Source organism: Pseudomonas sp. 3-2, assembly GCF_019710535.1.
Taxonomy (GTDB): domain Bacteria; phylum Pseudomonadota; class Gammaproteobacteria; order Pseudomonadales; family Pseudomonadaceae; genus Aquipseudomonas; species Aquipseudomonas pharyngis.
On the sequence record NZ_CP081200.1, the window covers coordinates 1,856,846 to 1,876,821 of the forward strand.

The window sequence follows — 19,976 nt, forward strand, 5'->3', positions numbered from 1 at the left end:
CCCGGGTGGATTCGGTTAATGGCCGTGGACGGCGCCGCGTTCGAGGCCTGCGAGGGTGAGGCTTTCGGTGATGAGGGTTTCGCCGTACCAGCGGCCTCCGGGTAATGGGCCTGGGCCGTTTTCGTGGCGGATGATGACGGTGATGAGGGCGCGCATGATGTCGAGGTCGTAGACGTCGATGGCAGCGGTGTCGGGGTTTAGGCCGAGGGCGCGGGCGACGCTGTTGGTGTAGGCGTCGGTGTTGTTTTCGTTGGGCGGCGCCCAGCGCTGGATGATGTCGCGTACGGTGTCGATGGGGCTGCCGTCGGCGGCTTGGCGTTTGTCCTGGTAGGTGATGAGGACGCGGGCGATGGCGCGGATGCCCCACCGCGGATCGGAGTATTGGACGAATTGGGGGTCGGTTTGGTGGGTGGCCATGCCTTGCCAGCGGGTGCTTTGGGCGTGGCGGATGTTGCCGGGGTTGTTGTTGCGGATGCCGCGGGGGGATTGGGGTCGCATGGGGTTGCCTCCGGTCAGGGCGCCCCGGTTTTTGGGGGGCCAGAATTGCACACGCCGCTATGGTGGGCGGCGTGTGGGTGGAGGGCTTTTAATTGGGTTTAGGGAGTGGCTTGAGGGGGATCTTTTGGCTTCGGGTTTTGGATGCTGCTTTCGCAGAGGTCAAAGAATTGAGATACCAATCTTTGAATGGGACCAATTTTGGGCAGGTCTTCTTTTGCGTATCCCATCGCGCGCATCAGTTCGTTGTGGCACATGGCATTTAAGACGTGCAGTACCGGAGGTTCTTCGGCTTCGATGGATAAGCGTTCGGCTGTGACCTCACGCAAAAGATCTTCAGATTTGTCTTTGAGCATGAGCTTTTCTAGTGCCACATACTTTCGCATGTAGTCAGTATGATCCCTTGCACGTGTTGCGCTGCCGACGACCAGATTGATGGACGAGAAGATGGTTACGATGGCGGAGGCGATCAGCGCTACGTTTTTTGCGTTGTCTTCTAGTGTCCCGTATACGGCTACCGAACCGAATATCAAGGACAGCATGTTGGATATCTTATCCAGCTTGTCGTAGAAGGCACGGCGGCGTTGGTGGTAGCGAATTGAGCGGCGCACGCCGAACAGCATCGCGTGCCATCGGATCTCAAGTGTGGCAGTCGTCGCACCCATTACGGCTTACCGCCGGGTAAAGGTGGTGGTGGAACAAGGGTGTCTGCCACTTCTGGATAATCTCCTGGCTGGTTATAGCAGTCATCTGGATCTAGATCGCCTACCCAACAACCGTCACTGTCTTCCTCTATGCTGTGATCATCTTGTTCATGTTCATGTTCATGTTCATGTTCATGCTCGTTGTCGTGATCTTGGTGATCATTCTCTCTGTTCAATTTGCCTACTCCTTGTTGTTGGGTGGGTTGATGCCTGCCTGTCGCTATTGAGCTTAGTCAGCGTCCATTTCTTGAGCTCAGTTTTTAGACGTGGGGTGCTGTTTGCCCAGCTGGATCTGCAGCCTTCACACATTCCTCTCGATTGATTTTGAATTCATCCAAATGGCTTTGAATCGCGCCGGGGACGGTTTCTTTACTTCCTTGGCGCGTAGCGCTGACTTCAGCTTGCCACCAGCTGTTGGCGAATTTGCCGGCTGAGGCGCAGTGGCCCAGGGGTTCGAAGACGGAGCGGCCGAATTGGGCCTGGCCGGTTTCGCGCAGGGTTTTGAAGTGTTGGCTGTGAGCTGAGAGGTCTTGGAGGTTGTTGGCTTTGAGGATTTGCAGGCCTTGGGTCATGGCGTTGTCTAGGTCAGCCAGGTATTGGATGGCGCTGGCCAGGGCTTGGGGGCTGGCGTTGGTGTAGAGGGTGGCTGGTGGCGGTGCTTCGTTGGCTTGGGCAGCTGGGGGCTCTACTGGAATGGGGTTGTTCGGGGTGAGCCAGTACCAGGCTATGGCGATGATGATTGCCCAGGTAATGAGTGTTGGGATTTTTTTGGGTGCTGCGTGGTTTTTGTTTTGGTTCATTTGACGCTCCTTGGGGGTGTTTCTTCCTTGGGTGTTGCTTAGTGCGAGGCCATGAGCATGAAGGCTACGCAGCCAAATGCGCCGGTGGCGATGAGGGCGTAGGCTTTGAGTGCTTCGGGCAGGTGGTCTTTCAGGGTGAAGCTTAGGGCGGCGATGCCGAGGCAGGCCATGCAGATTTTAAGGGTGTTGCGGTTGTTGTTCGGTGGGTGCGGCTGGGCTGTTGTTGGGGTGGTGTTGATGTCGAAGGTTTGGCGGCCGAGGTTGATGTTGCCGCGGTTGCCTTTGATGTTGATGGTGAGTTGATGTTCGGTTCCGTCCTTGGGGAGGTTTTGTATTTCCTCTGAAAGCCTGGCTGTGAGTTTGCTGACCAGGTCTCCGTCCTTGCTCGGCATAGTGTTCCTTCTATTTCAACGATTTATTACCAATTTCAATATGCGCTCAACGCGCGCTTCGTCGAACGTCTGTTCGTGCCCGAGCGCGTTGTAGATATCTGCGGCCACTTCGGCCAGTTTTTTGGGTGGCCAGCGCCGGCCGGCTTGTTTGGCGGCGGTTTCTAGCATTTCGATGATTCGTCCGAGTTTTTCGCTGTCGATGGGGGCCCATGTGGGGCCTTGCGTCGGGACGATGATTTTTTGGCCGGTGATGATGTAGTACATGTCGGCACCGGCGTTGGCGATGGCGGCCATGTAGTCGGCGTCGGGCACGCGGTCGCCTGCTTCGTAGAGCATTTGGGTTTTTTTGGTTACGTCGGCCAGGGCTGCGAAGTCGGTCTGGTTAAGGCCTAGTCGTGTTCGCTCGGCGCGTAGTCGTTCACAAAAGGAAACCATTCGGTTGCCTAAATCCTTTTACATGGGAACCGTTCGGTTCCATCATTGGTTCACACCGTCCAACGACGAACGGTTACTTAATCGGCACCAAGGCCGGTGCTGTTTCCCCGGAGGGATTTCATGGCGCTACGTACTGCGGATCAGGCCAGAGCTGAGCTTAAGGCCAAAGGTGTTTCGATTACCCAATGGGCAATCGCTAATCGTTTTTCGCCCAACCTGGTGTTTGAGGTGTTGGGTGGGCGTAAGAAGTGTGTGCGCGGTCAGGCGCATGAGATTGCGATCAAGTTGGGGCTTAAGGCCGGGGAGATTTGTGTTGATCCGGCGGCGGCCCTTGAGTCTTCGCGTTTTGTGGCGTGAGGCTCTGGATGAAAAATCATATCGGTTATTTGGAATCTACCGCTTTTAAACGTGCGCCGAGATGGCACGCGGAGCAAAAAAAGAGATTTCCTACAAAAAACACACTAAATGCCACTTTTTGGGGTGATGTCTGCGGTTCGCCGTATGGGCGGCTGGCGCTGGTCTTAGGTGTCGAGGCTGCCAATTTACCTGATTTTGTTGTGCAAGCTGTGTCGCGGTTTTGCGGTTGTGCGTGGAGGCGCTGGTGATGAGGCGGTCTGTGTCGGCGCCTGTTCGGGTGTTGCGGTTGCTGAAGGCGCTTAAGGGTCACACGGTGACGGGGTTGAGTAATTCGGAGTTGGCGTTTTTGACGCAGGACAGTCCGAGCAATGTGACGCGGGCGATGCAGATGTTGATTGAGGAAGGTTTGGCGTTGAAGTTGGATAACGGGCGCTTTGCTCATTCGGTGGGTGTTTTGCAGATTGCGCAGGCGCATGCCGAGCATATGGACCGTTTGACGGGACGGATGCAGGAGATCAATCAGCGTATTGCAGCGGGTTCGCAGGTTTAAGGAGCGGTGTATGGCACGGAGCAAGGGTATTTGCACGGAGGCGCTGGTGTTGCCGGCGTTGGATGGGGCGATGTTGACGGCTGATCAGAATGCGATGGCTGCGTTGCACACCGCGCACGGTGATGAGCGGGATGTGGTGAATCAGTTGTTGGGGCATGCGCAGATGGCGGGTGCGTTGGAGGCGTTTTCCCGCACGGTGCGGATTTCGAGATTGGCGTTTGTGAAGGATAACAAGCTGTATCGCTCGATTGCGGGCGGTAAAAGTCCGCACGGTGCGCAGGTGTTGAGCGGTACGTGGGAGGAGTTTTGCGGGTTGTTGGGGCGCTCGGTTGATCAGGTGGATCGGGATATTGCGAATGTTCGGGCCTTTGGTGAGGAGGCGCTGGATGCGATGTCGCGAATGGGGATTGGTTATCGCGAGTTGCGTTTGTATCGCCAGTTGCCGCAGGACCAGCAGGCGGCGCTGATTGAGGTGGCGAAGGCCGGTGATAAGGAGGCGTTTGTTGGGTTGGCTGAGGAGATTATTGCTGAGCATGGGCGTGAGAAGGATCGGTTGAGCCGGCGACTGGAGGAGACGTCTGCTGATTACGCGGCGCAGAGCGCGTTGTTGGCGAAGCGGTCTGGGGAGTTGGATCAGGCGCGCCGGGCGCTGGAGTGTTCGCGTAAGCAGGTGCAGGCGATGCCGGCCGATGAGGTGGCTAAGGCTTTGCGCGCGGAGGTGACGGCGATTGCTTTTGAAGCGGAGGCTTGTGTGTTGGGGCCGTTGCGTGAGGGGTTTGCCAGGTTGGGCGCGCTGGCCGCTCAGGGTGAGGATCATCGGGCATTTAAGGCGGCTTTGATTGGGCAGTTGGAGGTGACGCTGGGCTCGGTTCGCAGTGAGTTTAATTTGCTCGATCGGGTGGATGGTTCTGCGGTTTGGCTGACGCCGGCGGAGGTTTGATGATGGGGCCGGTTCAGCTTCAGCAGTTGGTGGAGATCGCTCGGCGGCTGGATGCCGCTGGGCATGGTGAGCGCGCTGCTATTTATCAAGCGGGTGTGTTGGAGATGGGGGTGTCGCTGTCGACGCTGCAGCGCCAGTTGAAGTTGGTGAGGGTTGCGAAGCCGCGTAAGCGCCGCAAGGACTCGGGGTGTAGTGCCTTGCCGATTGAGGAGGCTCGGTTGATTTCGGCGGTGTTGTTGGAGTCGATTCGCGCGAACGATAAGCAGTTGTCGACGATGGTGCGGGCGGTTGAGCGGTTGCGCAGTAATGGTTTGATTGCGGCGGGCCGTGTGGATGAGGTGACGGGTGTGTTCCGCCCGTTGAGCCGCAGTGCGATCAGTCGCGCGTTGCATGCTTATAGGTTGCATCCCGAGCAGTTGTTGCAGGACGCGCCGGCGGTGTCGTTGGCGAGTGAGCATCCGAATCATGTGTGGCAGGTGGATGCGTCGATTTCTACGCAGTTTTATTTGGCCGATGACGGCGCGCGGGTGATGACGAAGGCTGAGTTTTATGACGGTAAGCCGGCCAATTTGAAGCGGATTGAGCGCCAGCGGTTGTGGCGGTATGTGGTGACGGATCATACGAGCGGCACGTTGTATGTGGAGTATGTGTTGGGGGCGGAGTCGGCTGAGCATTTGTGCAGTGTGTTGATTAATGCGATGCAGAAGCGTGGTGAGTCTGATCCGTTTCATGGGGTGCCTTGGGTGTTGATGACGGATCCGGGCGCGGCGATGACGAGTGGTATTTTTCGCAATCTTTGCCGGGTGTTGTCGATTGATTTGGTGATTAATCGGGTCGGGAATGCTCGTGCCAAGGGCCAGGTTGAGCAGGCGCACAATTTGGTTGAGCGGGAGTTTGAGAGTGCGTTGAGGTTTCAGGCGGCGAAGAGTCTGGAGCAGATTAATGCGTGGGCTGGCCAGTGGATGCGGTTTTTCAATGCGACGGCGGTTCATTCGCGCACTCGCCGCACGCGGTATGGCGTTTGGCAGTTGATTAAGCCTGAGCAGTTGCGTCTGGCGCCGAGTGTTGAGGTGTGTCGTGAGTTGGCGGTGTGTACGCCGGAGTTTCGCCGGGTGAGTAATTTGCTGCGGGTGTCGTTCCGAGGGGCTTCGTTTGATGTGAGTTCGGTGCCGGCGGTGATGGTGGGTGAGAAGCTGTTGATTACGCGTAATTGCTGGCGGGATAAGGATTCGGCGATTGCGGTTGTGGTGGGTGATGACGGGCGTGAGCGGTATCACGTGATTGAGCGGATTGGGGTGGATGCGTTTGGGTTCGCTGAGTCGGCGGCGATGATTGGTGAGCAGTTTAAGCGTCATGCCGATACGCCGGCCCAGGTGTCGCGCAAGGTTTTGGAGCAGTTGGCGACCGGGACGCGTTGTGAGGCGGATGCGCAGGCGGCGCGCAAGGCGAAGGCTGTGCCGTTTGGTGGACGGATTGACCCGCATAAGTATGTGAGTGACACGGTGTTGCCGGCTTTTCTGCCGCGACGAGGTTCAAATCTGAATGTTCATACGCCAACAGTTGAGCTGGCCCCGCTGAGTTTGGTGGAGGCGGCGAAGTTGTTGCGGCCGCGCCTGGGCGATTTGTGGTCGCCGAAGTCGTTTGGCTGGTTGATGGAGCGTTTTCCGGAGGGTGTTCCGCAGGAGCAGCTTGAGGCGATTGAGGCTGAGTTGAGGTGGCCTGTTGTGGTGGGTCGAAGGCCGTTCAGTTCGGTTGGGGGTGAGTGATGTTGAGGTTGAAAGGGATTTTGCAGGGGGTGGGTCAGCCTCAGGCGGCTTTGGCGCAGTCGCTGCGTTTGAGTAGTGCGTCGGTCGCGCAGTTGGTGAATCACAATTTGTGGCCGCGCAGGTTGGATGGTGATGAGTTGCGGGGACGTATCAGGACGTTTTTGTCTGTGTCGGGTGTGAAGGATGCCGCGATTGCTTCGGCTTTCGATCTGGTGGATGAGTTGGATGTAGTTGCCGAGGTTCCGGCTGTGGTGCAGGAGATGTCCAAGGAGGACGATTTGATGTTGTTGCCTAAGCAAACGTTGCAGCCTGCTACTCGTAAGGCGTTTGGTCTTTTTCGTGATCCGTTTGATGAGTTGCAGTGTGCTCAGGATATGTGGGTGAGCCCGGATATTCGGTATGTGCGTGAGGCGATGTATCAGACGGCGCGGCACGGTGGGTTTTTGGCGGTTGAGGGGGAATCGGGGGCCGGTAAAAGTACGCTTCGCCGGGATCTGGTGAATCGTCTTGCTGAGAATAATGACCCGGTGTTGGTTATTGAGCCGTATGTGTTGGCATCTGAGGATAACGATTCGAAGGGGAAGTCGCTGAAGAGTACGCATATTGCGGAGTCGATGATGGCGGCTGTGGCGCCGCTGGCGAAGCCTAAGAGTAGTCCTGAGGCGCGGTTTGCTCAGTTGCATCGGGCGTTGAAGGAGTCGCATGCGGCCGGGTATCGCCATTGTCTGGTGATTGAGGAGGCGCACAGTTTGCCGGTGCCGACGCTTAAGCATTTGAAACGGATTCTGGAGTTGGAGGTGGGGTTCACGAAGTTGGTGAGCATCATCATGATCGGCCAGCCGGAGTTGGGGGTGAAGTTGAGTGAGCGTAATGCGGATGTGCGGGAGGTGGTGCAGCGGTGTGAGCGTGTGACGTTGACGCCGGTTGATCATTCGCGGCTGGGTGAGTTTTTGACGTTTCGATTCGATCGGGTGGGTAAGGCACTTGGGGATGTGCTCGATCAGGGGGCTATCGAGGCGATTGCGGCGCGGTTGTCTCAGCCGACTCGGCATGGTGGGCGGGAGGTGACGGTTTCGCTGTTGTATCCGCTGGCGATCGGGAATCTGGTGATTGCGGCGATGAATCTGGCGGTTCAGTTGGGTGTGCCGAAGGTGACTGCTGATGTGGTTAAGGGGGTGTGATTTGGACGCTCTTGATCTGGCTGGTGAGGGTTTGAGGCGTGTGCCGTTGAGTATTTTGGCTGAGGGTTTTCCGGTGATGCTTTCGGCATTCAATGAGTTGGTGCGGGAGATGCGTGGGGTCGGTATTGAGGTCAGGCAGCAGGTGCTGCTGGACAATAAGGTGTTTATTGATGAGGCGAGTGCTGATTTGTTTGTGGAGCATTTCGGGCATTTTCTGAGAGGTATCCGTTATGTGCCGGCGGGTCGGTTTACTTGTAATTCGGTGACGGTCCGAGGTGTTGATGTGGCTTGGATGACGTTGGTCAGGGAGCAGGATCAATGATTTCTGGCCTCGAGGGTGCGGTGGTGCCGGTATGAGTGACTTCCGTAGTAAGGGGCCGGAGTTGTTGGTTGATCTGACTGAGCATGTGGCTGCCTCGTTGGTGGAGTTGGTGTCGATGGAGGGTGAGGCTGCCCGGCATGTGGCCAAGGAGGTGGCCGATCGGATGGCGGCGCATTGGGGTGGGCAGAATGTGTATTTCCCGATGGGGCTGGCGGGTAGGTTGAGTCGGCGGGATCGGCAGATTTTTGAGGAGTTCACGGGGACGAATCATAGTGATCTGGCGCGTAAGTATTCGGTCTCGATTCAGTGGATTTATAAGATTGTGAAGGCGGTCAGGAAGGATGAGGTGGCGCGTCGCCAGGGGGATATGTTCGCCCCGTCGGTCGAGGACTGACGGGGCGTTTTTTGTTGCACTGGGTGCAAGGGAATTGCAGTTGGTGTCCCAGTTTGTGCCAGGGTAGCCCGGGATGGATCGGGTTTATGTCGCTTTTGAGGTATGGTTTAGGTCAGTCGTAAACAGTTTGGCTTTGGTTTCGGTGGGGCTGGACCTCACCCCAGCCCTCTCCCCGAGGAGAGGGGGCCGATTTTTGTGCTTTTCAAAGCCTGAATTCAACGCGGTATCGCACGTCGGCGAACCTCTCCCAAACCACTCGATCAGTTCCCTCTCCCTACGGGCGGTCCGACGTTTCGGGAGGGCTAGGGTGAGGGGCTCTTGATCTGGCTCTGGCTCTGGCTCTTGATTTTTTGCCCCTTCGGCAGGCCGAGCGGAGGTGTCCATCAGGGGGGAGGCGCGCAGCGCCGTGCGGCGAAGCCGCATACATCGAGAGGAGGTGCAGCGAAGCAAACCGTAGGCGATGCCCCCTGATGGACACCGTAGCGAGGGAACACTGAGCCTAGGCGAAGTGCCGTACGCCGGGGGCCAAGCCTTTTGGTTCCTTTTTGGCGTTTGAAAAAGGGACTCGCTGTAAGAGCGAAACCGCCAGCGGCAGCACCCGAAGCAACGGATATGCCCCCAATAAAAAAACCACAAAAAAACGGCCCCCATTCACATGGAGGCCGTTCCCGTTACAACTTAAGACGCTATCGCAAGAAAGCCCTTATTTGCGGTCTTCCAGCTTGGTGATATCCCGCGACTCGTAACCCGTGTAAAGCTGGCGCGGACGGCCAATCTTGTACGGGCTGGAGAGCATTTCCTTCCAGTGCGAGATCCAGCCGACAGTACGTGCCAGGGCGAAGATCACAGTGAACATGCTGGTCGGAATGCCGATCGCCTTGAGGATGATCCCCGAGTAGAAGTCGACGTTCGGGTAAAGCGAGCGTTCGATGAAGTACGGGTCGGTCAGGGCGATCTCTTCCAGGCGCATGGCCAGTTCGAGTTGTGGATCGTTCTGGATGCCCAGTTCCTTCAACACTTCGTCGCAGGTCTGCTTCATGACAGTCGCGCGAGGGTCGCGGTTCTTGTAGACGCGGTGACCGAAGCCCATCAGCTTGAACGGATCGTTCTTGTCCTTGGCCTTGGCGATGAACTTGTCGATGTTCGAGACATCGCCGATTTCATCGAGCATGGTCAGCACGGCTTCGTTCGCACCGCCGTGGGCAGGGCCCCACAGGGCGGCGATGCCGGCGGCGATACAGGCGAACGGGTTGGCACCCGAGGAGCCCGCCAGACGCACGGTGGAGGTCGAAGCGTTCTGCTCGTGGTCGGCGTGGAGGATGAAGATCCGGTCCATGGCCTTGGCGAGTACCGGGCTGATCGGTTTGATCTCGCACGGGGTGTTGAACATCATGTGCAGGAAGTTTTCCGCGTACGACAGGTCGTTGCGCGGGTACATCATGGGTTGGCCCATGGAGTACTTGTAAACCATCGCGGCCAGGGTCGGCATCTTCGCAACCAGGCGGATCGCGGAGATTTCGCGATGCTGCGGGTTATTGATGTCGAGGGAGTCGTGGTAGAAGGCCGAGAGGGCGCCGACTACACCGCACATGACGGCCATCGGGTGGGCGTCACGGCGGAAGCCGTTGAAGAAGGTTTTCAGCTGCTCGTGAACCATGGTGTGGTTCTTCACGGTGCCGACGAACTGGGCCTTCTGTTCTGCGGTCGGCAGTTCGCCGTTCAGCAGCAGGTAGCAGGTTTCCAGGTAGTCCGACTTTTCAGCCAGCTGTTCGATCGGGTAGCCGCGGTGCAGCAGGATGCCGTTGTCGCCGTCGATATAGGTGATCTTCGATTCGCAGGAAGCGGTCGACATGAAACCGGGGTCGAAAGTGAAGCGGCCCGTGGCCGTCAGGCCCCGAACATCGATAACATCGGGACCAACGGTGCCGGTTAAAATGGGCAGCTCGACGGGGGCTGCGCCCTCGATGATCAACTGCGCTTTTTTGTCAGCCATGTGGCCTCCTATTTATGCTTGAAATCATCAGACAGACCCCCCACGCAGGGCCCGCACCACTATAGTGAGATAAATTCGAATGTCAATTTGCCTAAAGTCTTGCTCCAGAAGGCTTTAACCGTACTTTTTCCTCGAAATTGCCTGCCATTTACGCCTTTTATACGACTTGTGCAATCCGCTATTGGGGGTAGGCGATTGCGTTGTCATTAGTAGCCTAACTGTCTATACTCGGCGACCGACCGCCAAGGGCTTTTGGGCTTGCTTTCATTGGGGGTCGCATCCCTGGGTGGTGGTTACCTGACCAGTGCACTCCCCAACAACTTTGCCCTGATTGTTAGGGGCTCTTCAGTGTGAAAAAAAAGCCGTGAAAAGCCAACGACCTGTAAACCTAGACCTAAGGACCATCAAACTCCCCATCACCGGCGTTACGTCGTTTCTTCACCGTGTTTCCGGCATCATCCTCTTCCTGGGCCTTGGCATCATGCTTTATGCATTGGGCAAATCCCTGGGTTCCGAGGAAGGTTATGTCGAGGTGAAGGCATGCTTGACCAGCCCGCTGGCCAAGTTCGTAGCATGGGGCCTCCTGTCCGCTCTTCTGTATCACCTGGTTGCCGGTGTGCGCCACTTGATCATGGACATGGGCATCGGTGAGACGCTGGAAGGCGGCCGCCTGGGCTCGAAACTGATCATCGCCGTTTCCGTGGTGCTGATCGTTCTGGCAGGAGTTTGGATATGGTAACCAGCGTTACAAACCTTTCGCGTTCGGGCCTCTATGACTGGATGGCACAGCGTGTGTCTGCGGTCGTTCTCGCGGCTTATTTCATATTCCTGATCGGCTACCTCGCCGCGAACCCGGGCATTGGCTACGACCAATGGCACGGCCTGTTCGCCCACAACGGAATGCGTATCTTCAGTCTGCTGGCACTGGTTGCCCTGGGCGCTCACGCCTGGGTCGGCATGTGGACCATCGCGACCGACTACCTGACGCCAATGGCGCTGGGCAAGTCCGCGACTGCAGTACGTTTCCTTTTCCAGGCAGTATGCGGCGTCGCGATGTTCGCTTACTTCGTCTGGGGTGTGCAGATTCTCTGGGGTATCTGATTCATGGCTAACATTCCAACGATTTCTTTCGACGCCATCATTATTGGTGGCGGCGGTGCCGGCATGCGCGCGGCGCTGCAACTGGCACAGGGCGGTCACAAGACTGCCGTGATCACCAAGGTTTTCCCGACCCGTTCGCACACTGTGTCCGCACAGGGCGGGATCACCTGCGCCATCGCTTCGGCCGACCCGAACGATGACTGGCGCTGGCACATGTACGATACCGTCAAGGGTTCCGACTACATCGGTGACCAGGACGCTATCGAATACATGTGTCAGGAAGGCCCGGCTGCCGTTTTCGAGCTGGACCACATGGGTCTGCCGTTCTCGCGTACCGAGCAAGGCCGTATCTACCAGCGTCCGTTCGGCGGTCAGTCGAAGGATTACGGTAAAGGCGGGCAGGCTGCCCGTACGTGCGCCGCTTCCGACCGTACCGGTCACGCGCTGCTGCACACCCTTTATCAGGGCAACCTGAAGGCCGGTACCACGTTCCTGAACGAGTACTACGCTGTCGACCTGGTGAAAAACCAGGAAGGCGAATTCGTCGGTGTGATCGCGATCTGCATCGAAACCGGCGAAACCACCTATATCCGCGCGAAAGCCACCGTGCTGGCTACTGGCGGTGCAGGTCGTATCTATGCATCCACCACCAACGCCCTGATCAACACCGGTGACGGCGTCGGCATGGCTCTGCGTGCTGGCGTGCCGGTACAAGACATCGAAATGTGGCAGTTCCACCCGACCGGCATCGCCGGCGCCGGTGTACTGGTTACCGAAGGTTGCCGTGGTGAAGGTGGTTACCTGATCAACAAGCACGGCGAGCGTTTCATGGAGCGTTATGCTCCGAACGCCAAAGACCTGGCCGGTCGTGACGTGGTTGCCCGTTCGATGGTTAAAGAGATCATTGCCGGTAACGGTTGCGGTCCGAATGGCGACCACGTGATGCTCAAACTCGACCACCTGGGCGAGGAAGTGCTGCACAGCCGTCTGCCAGGCATCTGCGAACTGTCGAAGACTTTCGCACACGTTGACCCGGTGGTTGCTCCGGTTCCGGTTGTTCCGACTTGCCACTACATGATGGGCGGCGTGGCCACCAACATTCATGGCCAGGCGATCACCCAGGACGCCGAAGGCGTGGATCAGATCATCCCTGGTCTGTTCGCAGTAGGTGAAGTGGCTTGCGTATCGGTTCACGGTGCCAACCGTCTGGGCGGCAACTCGCTGCTCGACCTGGTGGTATTCGGCCGCGCTGCCGGCCTGCACCTGGAGAAGGCGCTGACCGACGGCATCGAATACGACGACGCTACCGAAGCCGATATCGAAGCTGCCCTGGCACGTCTGAACGCCCTGAACAACCGTACCGACGGCGAAGACGTCGCTACCCTGCGTCGCGAGCTGCAAAGCTGCATGCAGAACTACTTCGGTGTATTCCGTACCGGCGAATACATGCAGAAGGGTATTGCCCAGCTGGCTGATCTGCGCAAGCGCATCGCCAACGTGAAGATCAACGACAAGTCGCAGGCGTTCAACACTGCACGTATCGAAGCGCTGGAACTGCAAAACCTGCTGGAAGTGGCTGAAGCTACCGCCATCGCTGCCGAAGTACGTAAAGAGTCCCGCGGCGCTCACGCCCGTGAAGACTTCGAAGACCGTGACGACGAAAACTGGCTGTGCCACACCCTGTACTTCCCGGGTGAGAAACGCGTCGCCAAGCGTGCCGTGAACTTCTCGCCGAAGACTGTTCCGACTTTCGAACCTAAAGTCCGGACTTATTAAGGGTGACCGCCATGTTGCAAGTCAGTGTTTATCGTTACAACCCTGATCAGGACGCTGCGCCGTTCATGCAGGAATTCCAGGTTGATACCGGTGGTAAAGACCTGATGGTGCTGGACGTGCTGGCCTTGATCAAAGAGCAGGACGAAGGTTTCTCCTATCGTCGCTCCTGCCGTGAAGGCGTCTGCGGCTCCGACGGCATGAACATCAACGGCAAAAACGGCCTGGCGTGCATCACGCCGCTGTCTGCTGTCGTCAAAGGTAACAAGCTGATCGTTCGTCCGCTGCCAGGTTTGCCGGTTATCCGTGACCTGGTTGTCGATATGAGCATCTTCTACAAGCAATACGAGAAGGTTAAGCCATTCCTGCAGAACGACACGCCGGCTCCGGCCATCGAGCGTCTGCAGTCCCCTGAAGAGCGTGAAAAGCTCGACGGTCTGTACGAGTGCATCCTGTGCGCCTGCTGCTCGACCTCTTGCCCGTCCTTCTGGTGGAACCCGGACAAGTTCCTGGGTCCGGCTGCCCTGCTGCAAGCGTACCGCTTCCTGGCAGACAGCCGTGATACCAAGACGTCCGAGCGTCTGGCGTCCCTCGATGACCCGTTCAGCGTCTTCCGCTGCCGGGGCATCATGAACTGCGTCAACGTATGTCCGAAAGGCCTGAACCCGACTAAGGCCATCGGTCACATCCGTAACATGCTGCTTTCAAGCGGCGTGTGATTCAGCTGCTGTAACCGCTGTACCCGCAGAGGGCTTAGGCGCGGGCTTCAACCCGCGCCATGGCTATAACCAGAGCAGCAGCCATAAGCTGCGGCTCTTATTTTGAAGAAATGAGACAAGCAGGGGCATCCGGGCTGGTACCCGGACTATCAGTGTGATCCTAAGTGGCTTGTTTTGGTCGCTGCATTCGGACTTCTGCAAGCTTGCTCGGTGTCGGCACCGATGGTGTTCCCCTAACCGAGGGTGACCAAGCATGCAAGAAAGCGTGATGCAGCGCATGTGGAACAGCGCCTACCTTTCAGGTGGAAACGCTGCCTATGTGGAAGAGCTCTACGAGCTCTACCTGCACGACCCTAACGCTGTGCCAGAAGAGTGGCGCACCTACTTTCAGAAGCTGCCTGCCGACGGCAGCTCTGCCACCGATGTTTCGCACTCCACAATTCGCGATCATTTCGTGCTGCTGGCAAAGAACCAGCGCCGCGCCCAACCGGTTTCCGCCGGCAGCGTGAGCAGTGAGCACGAGAAAAAGCAGGTTGAAGTGCTGCGATTGATCCAGGCCTACCGTATGCGTGGCCACCAGGCAGCCCAGCTTGACCCGCTGGGGCTGTGGCAGCGTCCTGCACCTGCAGACCTGTCGATCAATCACTACGGCTTGACCAATGCCGATCTTGATACGACCTTCCGTGCCGGCGACCTGTTCATCGGCAAAGAGGAAGCGAGCCTACGCGAAATTCACGAAGCGTTGCAGCAGACATATTGCCGCACCATCGGCGCTGAATTTACGCACATCACCGATTCCGAGCAGCGCCAGTGGTTCCAGCAGCGTCTGGAAAGCGTGCGTGGTCGTCCGGAATACTCCGCGGACATCAAGAGCCACCTGCTCGAGCGCGTGACGGCCGGTGAAGGCCTGGAAAAATACCTGGGCACCAAATACCCGGGCACCAAGCGTTTCGGTCTGGAAGGTGGCGAAAGCCTGATTCCGATGCTCGACGAACTGATCCAGCGTTCCGGCTCGTACGGCACCAAGGAAGTCGTCATCGGCATGGCCCACCGTGGCCGTCTGAACGTACTGGTCAACACCTTCGGCAAGAACCCGCGCGAGCTGTTCGACGAGTTCGAAGGCAAGAAGAAGGTCGAGCTGGGTTCCGGTGACGTCAAATACCACCAGGGCTTCTCGTCCAACGTAATGACCACCGGCGGTGAAGTTCACCTGGCCATGGCGTTCAACCCGTCCCACCTGGAAATCGTTTCCCCGGTGGTCGAGGGTTCGGTTCGCGCCCGTCAGGACCGTCGCAACGATTCGACCGGTGAGAAGGTTCTGCCGATCTCCATCCACGGTGATGCTGCATTCGCCGGTCAAGGCGTGGTCATGGAAACCTTCCAGATGTCGCAGACCCGCGGTTTCAAGACCGGCGGTACCGTGCACATCGTGATCAACAACCAGGTCGGTTTCACCATCAGCAACCCGCTGGACTCGCGTTCCACCGAGTACGCCACCGACGTCGCGAAAATGATCCAGGCGCCGATCCTCCATGTGAATGGTGATGATCCGGAAGCCGTATTGTTCGTAACCCAGCTGGCCATCGACTACCGCATGCAGTTCAAGCGTGACGTGGTGATCGACCTGGTCTGCTACCGTCGTCGCGGCCACAACGAGGCCGACGAGCCAAGCGGCACCCAGCCTCTGATGTATCAGCAGATCACCAAGCAGCGCACCACCCGTGAGCTGTACGCTGATCGTCTGACCCAGGCCGGTGTGCTGGACGCCGAGCGTGTTCAGGCGAAAGTCGACGAATACCGCAACGCGCTGGACAACGGTCTGCACGTCGTGAAATCGCTGGTCAAAGAGCCGAACAAAGAGCTGTTCGTGGACTGGCGTCCGTATCTGGGCCACGCCTGGACTGCGCGTCACGACACTCGCTTCGACCTCAAGACCCTGCAGGAACTGTCCGCCAAGCTGCTGGAAATTCCGGAAGGCTTCGTGGTTCAGCGTCAGGTTGCGAAGATCTACGAAGACCGTCAGAAGATGCAAGCCGGCGGCCTGCCGATCAACTGGGGTTACGCCGAAACCATGGCGTACGCGACCCTGGCGTTCGAAGGTCACCCGATCCGCATGACTGGCCAGGACATCGGCCGCGGTACGTTCTCGCACCGTCACGCTGTGCTGCACAACCAGAAAGATGCCGGTACCTACATTCCGCTCAAGCATCTGTATGAAGGTCAGCCACGCTTCGACCTGTACGATTCGTTCCTGTCGGAAGAAGCCGTACTGGCGTTCGAATACGGCTACTCGACCACCACGCCAAACGCGCTGGTGATCTGGGAAGCCCAGTTCGGCGACTTCGCCAACGGTGCGCAGGTTGTTATCGACCAGTTCATCACCAGCGGCGAGCACAAGTGGGGCCGTCTCTGCGGTCTGACCATGCTGCTGCCACACGGTTACGAAGGCCAAGGCCCTGAGCACAGCTCGGCACGTCTTGAGCGTTACCTGCAGCTGTGCGCCGAGCACAACATTCAGGTGTGCATGCCGACCACTCCGGCCCAGATCTACCACTTGCTGCGCCGTCAGGTGATTCGCCCGCTGCGCAAGCCATTGGTTGTTCTGACTCCAAAGTCGCTGCTGCGCCACAAACTGGCCATCTCGACCCTGGAAGATCTGGCCGAAGGTTCGTTCCAGACCGTTATCCCGGAAATCGATGCCCTGGACCCGAAAAAGGTCGAGCGCGTTGTTCTGTGCAGCGGCAAGGTCTACTACGACCTGCTGGAAAAACGTCGTGCCGAAGGCCGCGAAGATATCGCCATCGTGCGTATCGAGCAGCTGTACCCATTCCCTGAGGACGACTTGAAAGAAGTCCTGGCTCCTTACACCAATGCCAAAGCGGCCGTGTGGTGTCAGGAAGAGCCGATGAACCAGGGCGCCTGGTACTGCAGCCAGCACCACCTGCGTCGCAGCATCAGCAACCTCAACAAATCTCTCGTACTCGAGTACGCGGGCCGTGAGGCTTCTGCTGCACCAGCATGTGGTTACGCATCGATGCACGCCGAGCAGCAGGAACAACTGCTGCAAGACGCGTTTACCGTTTAACGCCTTCGCGCACCTGAAACCGAATTTAAGGAACCACAGATAATGGCTATCGAGATCAAAGCCCCCACTTTCCCGGAATCGGTTGCCGATGGCACCGTTGCCACCTGGCACAAACAACCGGGCGACGCCGTCAAGCGTGACGAACTGATCGTCGACATCGAAACCGACAAAGTCGTACTGGAAGTGCTGGCTACCGCCGACGGCGTGCTGGGCGCAATCGTCAAGGGCGAGGGCGACACCGTCCTGTCCGACGAAGTCCTGGGCTCCATCGTTGAAGGCGGCGCTGCTGCCGCCGCTCCGGCTGCCGCCGCTGCTCCGGCCGCTGCTGCCGCTGCACCTGCTGCCGCTGATGGCGAAGACGACCCGATCGCTGCTCCTGCCGCGCGCAAGCTGGCTGAAGAGAACGGCATCAACATCGCGTCCGTTGCCGGCACCGGCAAAGGCGGTCGCGTGACCAAGGAAGACGTGGTTGCAGCCGTTGCTGCCAAGAAAGCCGCTCCGGCTGCCGCGCCTGCCAAGGCTGCTGCTCCGGCCGCCGCCGCTCCTGTGTTCGCCGCTGGCGACCGCATCGAAAAGCGCGTTCCGATGACCCGCGTTCGTGCCACCGTTGCCAAGCGTCTGGTTGAAGCTCAATCGAACATGGCGATGCTGACCACTTTCAACGAAGTCGACATGACCGAAGTCATGGCCCTGCGTTCGAAGTACAAGGACCTGTTCGAGAAGTCCCACAACGGCGTACGCCTGGGCTTCATGTCGTTCTTCGTCAAGGCTGCCACCGAAGCGCTGAAACGCTTCCCGGCGGTCAACGCTTCGATCGACGGCAACGACATCGTTTACCACGGTTATGCCGACATCGGTGTCGCTGTTTCCAGCGACCGTGGCCTGGTAGTTCCGGTTCTGCGTAACGCCGAACACATGAGCCTGGCTGAAATCGAAGGCGGCATCGCCACCTTCGGCAAGAAAGCCCGTGACGGCAAACTGTCGATGGACGAAATGACCGGCGGCACCTTCACCATCACCAACGGTGGTACCTTCGGTTCGATGATGTCGACCCCGATCGTCAACCCGCCGCAGGCAGCGATTCTGGGCATGCACAACATCATCCAGCGTCCGATGGCCATCAACGGTCAGGTCGTGATCCGTCCGATGATGTACTTGGCACTGTCCTACGATCACCGTCTGATCGATGGCAAAGAAGCTGTAACCTTCCTGGTGACCATCAAGAACCTGCTGGAAGATCCGGCTCGTCTGTTGCTGGATATCTGATAGAAGCAGTCACGCGCTGCAAGCTTCAAGCTGCGGGAAAACGCAGCCTGGCTTGCAGCGCGCGGCTTGAAGCTTTTCGCTAAAGAGGATTTTTTGAATGTCGCAGAAATTTGACGTAGTAGTGATCGGTGCGGGCCCTGGCGGCTACGTGGCAGCTATCAAGGCCGCCCAACTCGGCCTGAGCACTGCCTGCATCGAGAAGTACACCGATGCTGAAGGCAAGCAAGCCCTGGGCGGCACCTGCCTGAACGTAGGCTGCATTCCTTCCAAGGCGCTGCTGGACAGCTCCTGGAAATACAAGGAAGCGAAAGAAAGCTTCAACGTCCACGGTATCTCGACCGGCGAAGTCAAAATGGACGTCGCTGCGATGGTTGGCCGCAAGGCTGGCATCGTCAAGAACCTGACCGGTGGTGTTGCCACTCTGTTCAAGGCCAACGGCGTCACTTCGATCCAGGGCCACGGCAAACTGCTGGCCGGCAAGAAAGTCGAAGTCACCAAGCCGGACGGCTCGGTTGAAGTCATCGAAGCCGAAAACGTCATTCTGGCTCCTGGCTCGCGTCCGATCGACATTCCACCGGCTCCGGTCGATCAGAAAGTCATCGTCGATTCGACCGGCGCTCTGGAATTCCAATCCGTACCTAAGCGTCTGGGTGTGATCGGCGCTGGCGTGATCGGTCTGGAACTGGGTTCGGTCTGGTCGCGTCTGGGTGCGGAAGTGACTGTCCTGGAAGCCCTGGACACCTTCCTGATGGCAGCGGACACCGCTGTTTCCAAGGAAGCGCTGAAAACCCTGACCAAACAGGGTCTGGACATCAAACTGGGCGCTCGCGTAACCGGCTCGAAAGTGAACGGCGACGAAGTCGTTGTGAACTACACCGACGCCAACGGCGAACAGACCATCACTTTCGACAAGCTGATCGTAGCCGTTGGTCGCCGTCCGGTGACCACTGATCTGCTGGCTGCCGACAGCGGCGTGACCCTGGACGAGCGCGGTTTCGTGCACGTTGACGATCACTGTGCCACCACCGTACCGGGCGTTTACGCCATCGGTGACGTGGTTCGCGGCATGATGCTGGCTCACAAGGCCTCGGAAGAGGGCATCATGGTTGTCGAGCGCATCAAGGGCCACAAGGCCCAGATGAACTATGACCTGATCCCTTCGGTTATTTATACTCACCCGGAAATCGCATGGGTCGGTAAAACCGAGCAGGCCTTGAAAGCTGAAGGCGTTGAAGTTAACGTCGGCACCTTCCCGTTCGCTGCATCCGGCCGTGCCATGGCCGCCAACGATACCGGTGGTTTCGTCAAGGTCATCGCCGATGCCAAGACTGACCGCGTATTGGGCGTGCACGTGATTGGCCCGAGCGCTGCAGAACTGGTTCAGCAGGGCGCGATCGGTATGGAATTCGGCACCAGCGCTGAAGACCTGGGCATGATGGTTTTCTCCCATCCGACCCTGTCTGAAGCCTTGCACGAAGCAGCTTTGGCAGTGAATGGCGGCGCCATCCACATTGCCAACCGCAAGAAGCGTTAAGACACACAATAAGAAACCACGGCGGTACGGCCCGTCGTGAGCCTTGCGTGCAAGACTCACCGCGGAATGTCCGCTGGACGCAGCCTTGCGTAGCTGCACCGGGTATCCGGCAAGGCTACGCAAGCAGCAGTCACAGGTGGCGCGGCACTCATAAAGAGCGCAGCGCCGA

22 protein-coding genes are annotated in these 19,976 nt (G+C 58.2%); 15 read left to right on the top strand and 7 right to left on the bottom strand.

Annotated elements, in window-relative coordinates; all coding sequences use genetic code 11:
- Positions 1-15: 15 nt before the first annotated feature.
- The 6 genes from K3819_RS08505 to K3819_RS08530 form a co-directional block, all read right to left on the bottom strand.
- Entirely contained in the window at positions 16-498 is a 483-nt protein-coding gene (locus tag K3819_RS08505; RefSeq protein ID WP_221399037.1) for a structural protein, read from the bottom strand.
- 98 nt (positions 499-596) lie between these two features.
- Complete coding sequence (locus K3819_RS08510) at positions 597-1,160, bottom strand: hypothetical protein (RefSeq protein WP_221399038.1); 564 nt, start codon at positions 1,158-1,160, stop codon at positions 597-599.
- On the bottom strand, positions 1,160-1,375 hold the full coding sequence (locus K3819_RS08515; protein ID WP_221399039.1) for a hypothetical protein: 216 nt from the start codon (positions 1,373-1,375) through the stop codon (positions 1,160-1,162). The genes K3819_RS08510 and K3819_RS08515 overlap by 1 nt, the downstream gene beginning before the upstream one ends.
- Before the next feature lie 84 nt (positions 1,376-1,459).
- Complete coding sequence (locus tag K3819_RS08520) at positions 1,460-1,999, bottom strand: hypothetical protein (protein WP_221399040.1); 540 nt, start codon at positions 1,997-1,999, stop codon at positions 1,460-1,462.
- Between the two features lie 38 nt (positions 2,000-2,037).
- Positions 2,038-2,391, bottom strand: a complete 354-nt coding sequence (locus K3819_RS08525) for a hypothetical protein (RefSeq protein WP_221399041.1) — start codon at positions 2,389-2,391, stop codon at positions 2,038-2,040.
- 15 nt (positions 2,392-2,406) lie between these two features.
- On the bottom strand, positions 2,407-2,727 hold the full coding sequence (locus K3819_RS08530; protein ID WP_221399042.1) for a hypothetical protein: 321 nt from the start codon (positions 2,725-2,727) through the stop codon (positions 2,407-2,409).
- 219 nt (positions 2,728-2,946) lie between these two features.
- On the opposite strand from K3819_RS08530, the gene K3819_RS08535 reads away from it, so the two are divergent.
- From K3819_RS08535 to K3819_RS08570, 8 genes are read left to right on the top strand one after another with little or no spacing between them, the layout of a single operon-like run.
- A complete protein-coding gene (locus K3819_RS08535) occupies positions 2,947-3,183 on the top strand; it encodes a DNA-binding protein (RefSeq protein ID WP_221399043.1) in 237 nt (78 codons plus the stop codon).
- Between the two features lie 8 nt (positions 3,184-3,191).
- A complete protein-coding gene (locus tag K3819_RS08540; RefSeq protein WP_221399044.1) occupies positions 3,192-3,431 on the top strand; it encodes a hypothetical protein in 240 nt (79 codons plus the stop codon).
- On the top strand, positions 3,431-3,733 hold the full coding sequence (locus K3819_RS08545; RefSeq protein WP_221399045.1) for a helix-turn-helix domain-containing protein: 303 nt from the start codon (positions 3,431-3,433) through the stop codon (positions 3,731-3,733). Before K3819_RS08540 ends, K3819_RS08545 begins: the two co-directional genes overlap by 1 nt.
- A 10-nt stretch (positions 3,734-3,743) precedes the next feature.
- Positions 3,744-4,673, top strand: coding sequence for a hypothetical protein (locus K3819_RS08550; protein WP_221399046.1), 930 nt, complete (start codon positions 3,744-3,746; stop codon positions 4,671-4,673).
- A gap of 2 nt (positions 4,674-4,675) precedes the next feature.
- Positions 4,676-6,439 (top strand): DDE-type integrase/transposase/recombinase, encoded by a 1,764-nt coding sequence (locus K3819_RS08555; RefSeq protein ID WP_221399668.1) that lies wholly within the window; start codon positions 4,676-4,678, stop codon positions 6,437-6,439.
- Positions 6,439-7,620: an ExeA family protein gene (locus tag K3819_RS08560; protein WP_221399047.1), complete on the top strand. Its 1,182-nt coding sequence runs from the start codon at positions 6,439-6,441 to the stop codon at positions 7,618-7,620. Before K3819_RS08555 ends, K3819_RS08560 begins: the two co-directional genes overlap by 1 nt.
- Before the next feature lies 1 nt (position 7,621).
- Complete coding sequence (locus K3819_RS08565) at positions 7,622-7,942, top strand: hypothetical protein (protein WP_260329045.1); 321 nt, start codon at positions 7,622-7,624, stop codon at positions 7,940-7,942.
- A gap of 31 nt (positions 7,943-7,973) precedes the next feature.
- Positions 7,974-8,336: a Mor transcription activator family protein gene (locus K3819_RS08570; RefSeq protein ID WP_221399049.1), complete on the top strand. Its 363-nt coding sequence runs from the start codon at positions 7,974-7,976 to the stop codon at positions 8,334-8,336.
- Between the two features lie 703 nt (positions 8,337-9,039).
- Here K3819_RS08570 and gltA read toward each other — a convergent pair.
- Positions 9,040-10,329, bottom strand: a complete 1,290-nt coding sequence (gltA, locus tag K3819_RS08575; protein ID WP_007959044.1) for a citrate synthase — start codon at positions 10,327-10,329, stop codon at positions 9,040-9,042.
- Between the two features lie 364 nt (positions 10,330-10,693).
- On the opposite strand from gltA, the gene sdhC reads away from it, so the two are divergent.
- The 7 genes from sdhC to lpdA all read left to right on the top strand — a co-directional run bounded on the left by sdhC (position 10,694) and on the right by lpdA (position 19,807).
- Positions 10,694-11,068: a succinate dehydrogenase, cytochrome b556 subunit gene (sdhC, locus tag K3819_RS08580; protein ID WP_011333113.1), complete on the top strand. Its 375-nt coding sequence runs from the start codon at positions 10,694-10,696 to the stop codon at positions 11,066-11,068.
- On the top strand, positions 11,062-11,430 hold the full coding sequence (gene sdhD, locus K3819_RS08585; protein WP_007977503.1) for a succinate dehydrogenase, hydrophobic membrane anchor protein: 369 nt from the start codon (positions 11,062-11,064) through the stop codon (positions 11,428-11,430). The genes sdhC and sdhD overlap by 7 nt, the downstream gene beginning before the upstream one ends.
- A gap of 3 nt (positions 11,431-11,433) precedes the next feature.
- Positions 11,434-13,206: a succinate dehydrogenase flavoprotein subunit gene (sdhA, locus tag K3819_RS08590; protein ID WP_011333114.1), complete on the top strand. Its 1,773-nt coding sequence runs from the start codon at positions 11,434-11,436 to the stop codon at positions 13,204-13,206.
- Between the two features lie 11 nt (positions 13,207-13,217).
- The gene (locus K3819_RS08595) at positions 13,218-13,922 is read left to right on the top strand and encodes a succinate dehydrogenase iron-sulfur subunit (protein WP_007959035.1); all 705 of its coding nucleotides are present in this window, start codon (positions 13,218-13,220) and stop codon (positions 13,920-13,922) included.
- A 253-nt stretch (positions 13,923-14,175) separates the two neighbouring features.
- Positions 14,176-17,007: a 2-oxoglutarate dehydrogenase E1 component gene (locus K3819_RS08600; RefSeq protein WP_039769786.1), complete on the top strand. Its 2,832-nt coding sequence runs from the start codon at positions 14,176-14,178 to the stop codon at positions 17,005-17,007.
- Between the two features lie 42 nt (positions 17,008-17,049).
- Positions 17,050-18,273: a 2-oxoglutarate dehydrogenase complex dihydrolipoyllysine-residue succinyltransferase gene (odhB, locus tag K3819_RS08605; RefSeq protein WP_039769789.1), complete on the top strand. Its 1,224-nt coding sequence runs from the start codon at positions 17,050-17,052 to the stop codon at positions 18,271-18,273.
- A 97-nt stretch (positions 18,274-18,370) separates the two neighbouring features.
- A complete protein-coding gene (lpdA, locus tag K3819_RS08610; protein WP_011333117.1) occupies positions 18,371-19,807 on the top strand; it encodes a dihydrolipoyl dehydrogenase in 1,437 nt (478 codons plus the stop codon).
- The last annotated feature ends 169 nt before the right edge of the window (positions 19,808-19,976 follow it).

Excerpts from the sequence above, each read along its gene's own strand:
- sdhA (WP_011333114.1), top strand. The coding sequence starts at position 11,434 with ATGGCTAACATTCCAACGATTTCTTTCGACGCCATCATTATTGGTGGC.
- K3819_RS08595 (WP_007959035.1), top strand. The coding sequence starts at position 13,218 with ATGTTGCAAGTCAGTGTTTATCGTTACAACCCTGATCAGGACGCTGCG.
- K3819_RS08600 (WP_039769786.1), top strand. The coding sequence starts at position 14,176 with ATGCAAGAAAGCGTGATGCAGCGCATGTGGAACAGCGCCTACCTTTCA.
- sdhD (WP_007977503.1), top strand. The coding sequence starts at position 11,062 with ATGGTAACCAGCGTTACAAACCTTTCGCGTTCGGGCCTCTATGACTGG.
- K3819_RS08535 (WP_221399043.1), top strand. The coding sequence starts at position 2,947 with ATGGCGCTACGTACTGCGGATCAGGCCAGAGCTGAGCTTAAGGCCAAA.
- K3819_RS08555 (WP_221399668.1), top strand. The coding sequence starts at position 4,676 with ATGGGGCCGGTTCAGCTTCAGCAGTTGGTGGAGATCGCTCGGCGGCTG.
- K3819_RS08540 (WP_221399044.1), top strand. The coding sequence starts at position 3,192 with ATGAAAAATCATATCGGTTATTTGGAATCTACCGCTTTTAAACGTGCG.
- K3819_RS08510 (WP_221399038.1), bottom strand. The coding sequence starts at position 1,160 with ATGGGTGCGACGACTGCCACACTTGAGATCCGATGGCACGCGATGCTG.
- gltA (WP_007959044.1), bottom strand. The coding sequence starts at position 10,329 with ATGGCTGACAAAAAAGCGCAGTTGATCATCGAGGGCGCAGCCCCCGTC.
- K3819_RS08530 (WP_221399042.1), bottom strand. The coding sequence starts at position 2,727 with ATGCTCTACGAAGCAGGCGACCGCGTGCCCGACGCCGACTACATGGCC.
- K3819_RS08525 (WP_221399041.1), bottom strand. The coding sequence starts at position 2,391 with ATGCCGAGCAAGGACGGAGACCTGGTCAGCAAACTCACAGCCAGGCTT.
- K3819_RS08520 (WP_221399040.1), bottom strand. The coding sequence starts at position 1,999 with ATGAACCAAAACAAAAACCACGCAGCACCCAAAAAAATCCCAACACTC.
- odhB (WP_039769789.1), top strand. The coding sequence starts at position 17,050 with ATGGCTATCGAGATCAAAGCCCCCACTTTCCCGGAATCGGTTGCCGAT.
- K3819_RS08570 (WP_221399049.1), top strand. The coding sequence starts at position 7,974 with ATGAGTGACTTCCGTAGTAAGGGGCCGGAGTTGTTGGTTGATCTGACT.
- K3819_RS08505 (WP_221399037.1), bottom strand. The coding sequence starts at position 498 with ATGCGACCCCAATCCCCCCGCGGCATCCGCAACAACAACCCCGGCAAC.
- K3819_RS08550 (WP_221399046.1), top strand. The coding sequence starts at position 3,744 with ATGGCACGGAGCAAGGGTATTTGCACGGAGGCGCTGGTGTTGCCGGCG.
- lpdA (WP_011333117.1), top strand. The coding sequence starts at position 18,371 with ATGTCGCAGAAATTTGACGTAGTAGTGATCGGTGCGGGCCCTGGCGGC.
- K3819_RS08560 (WP_221399047.1), top strand. The coding sequence starts at position 6,439 with ATGTTGAGGTTGAAAGGGATTTTGCAGGGGGTGGGTCAGCCTCAGGCG.
- K3819_RS08545 (WP_221399045.1), top strand. The coding sequence starts at position 3,431 with ATGAGGCGGTCTGTGTCGGCGCCTGTTCGGGTGTTGCGGTTGCTGAAG.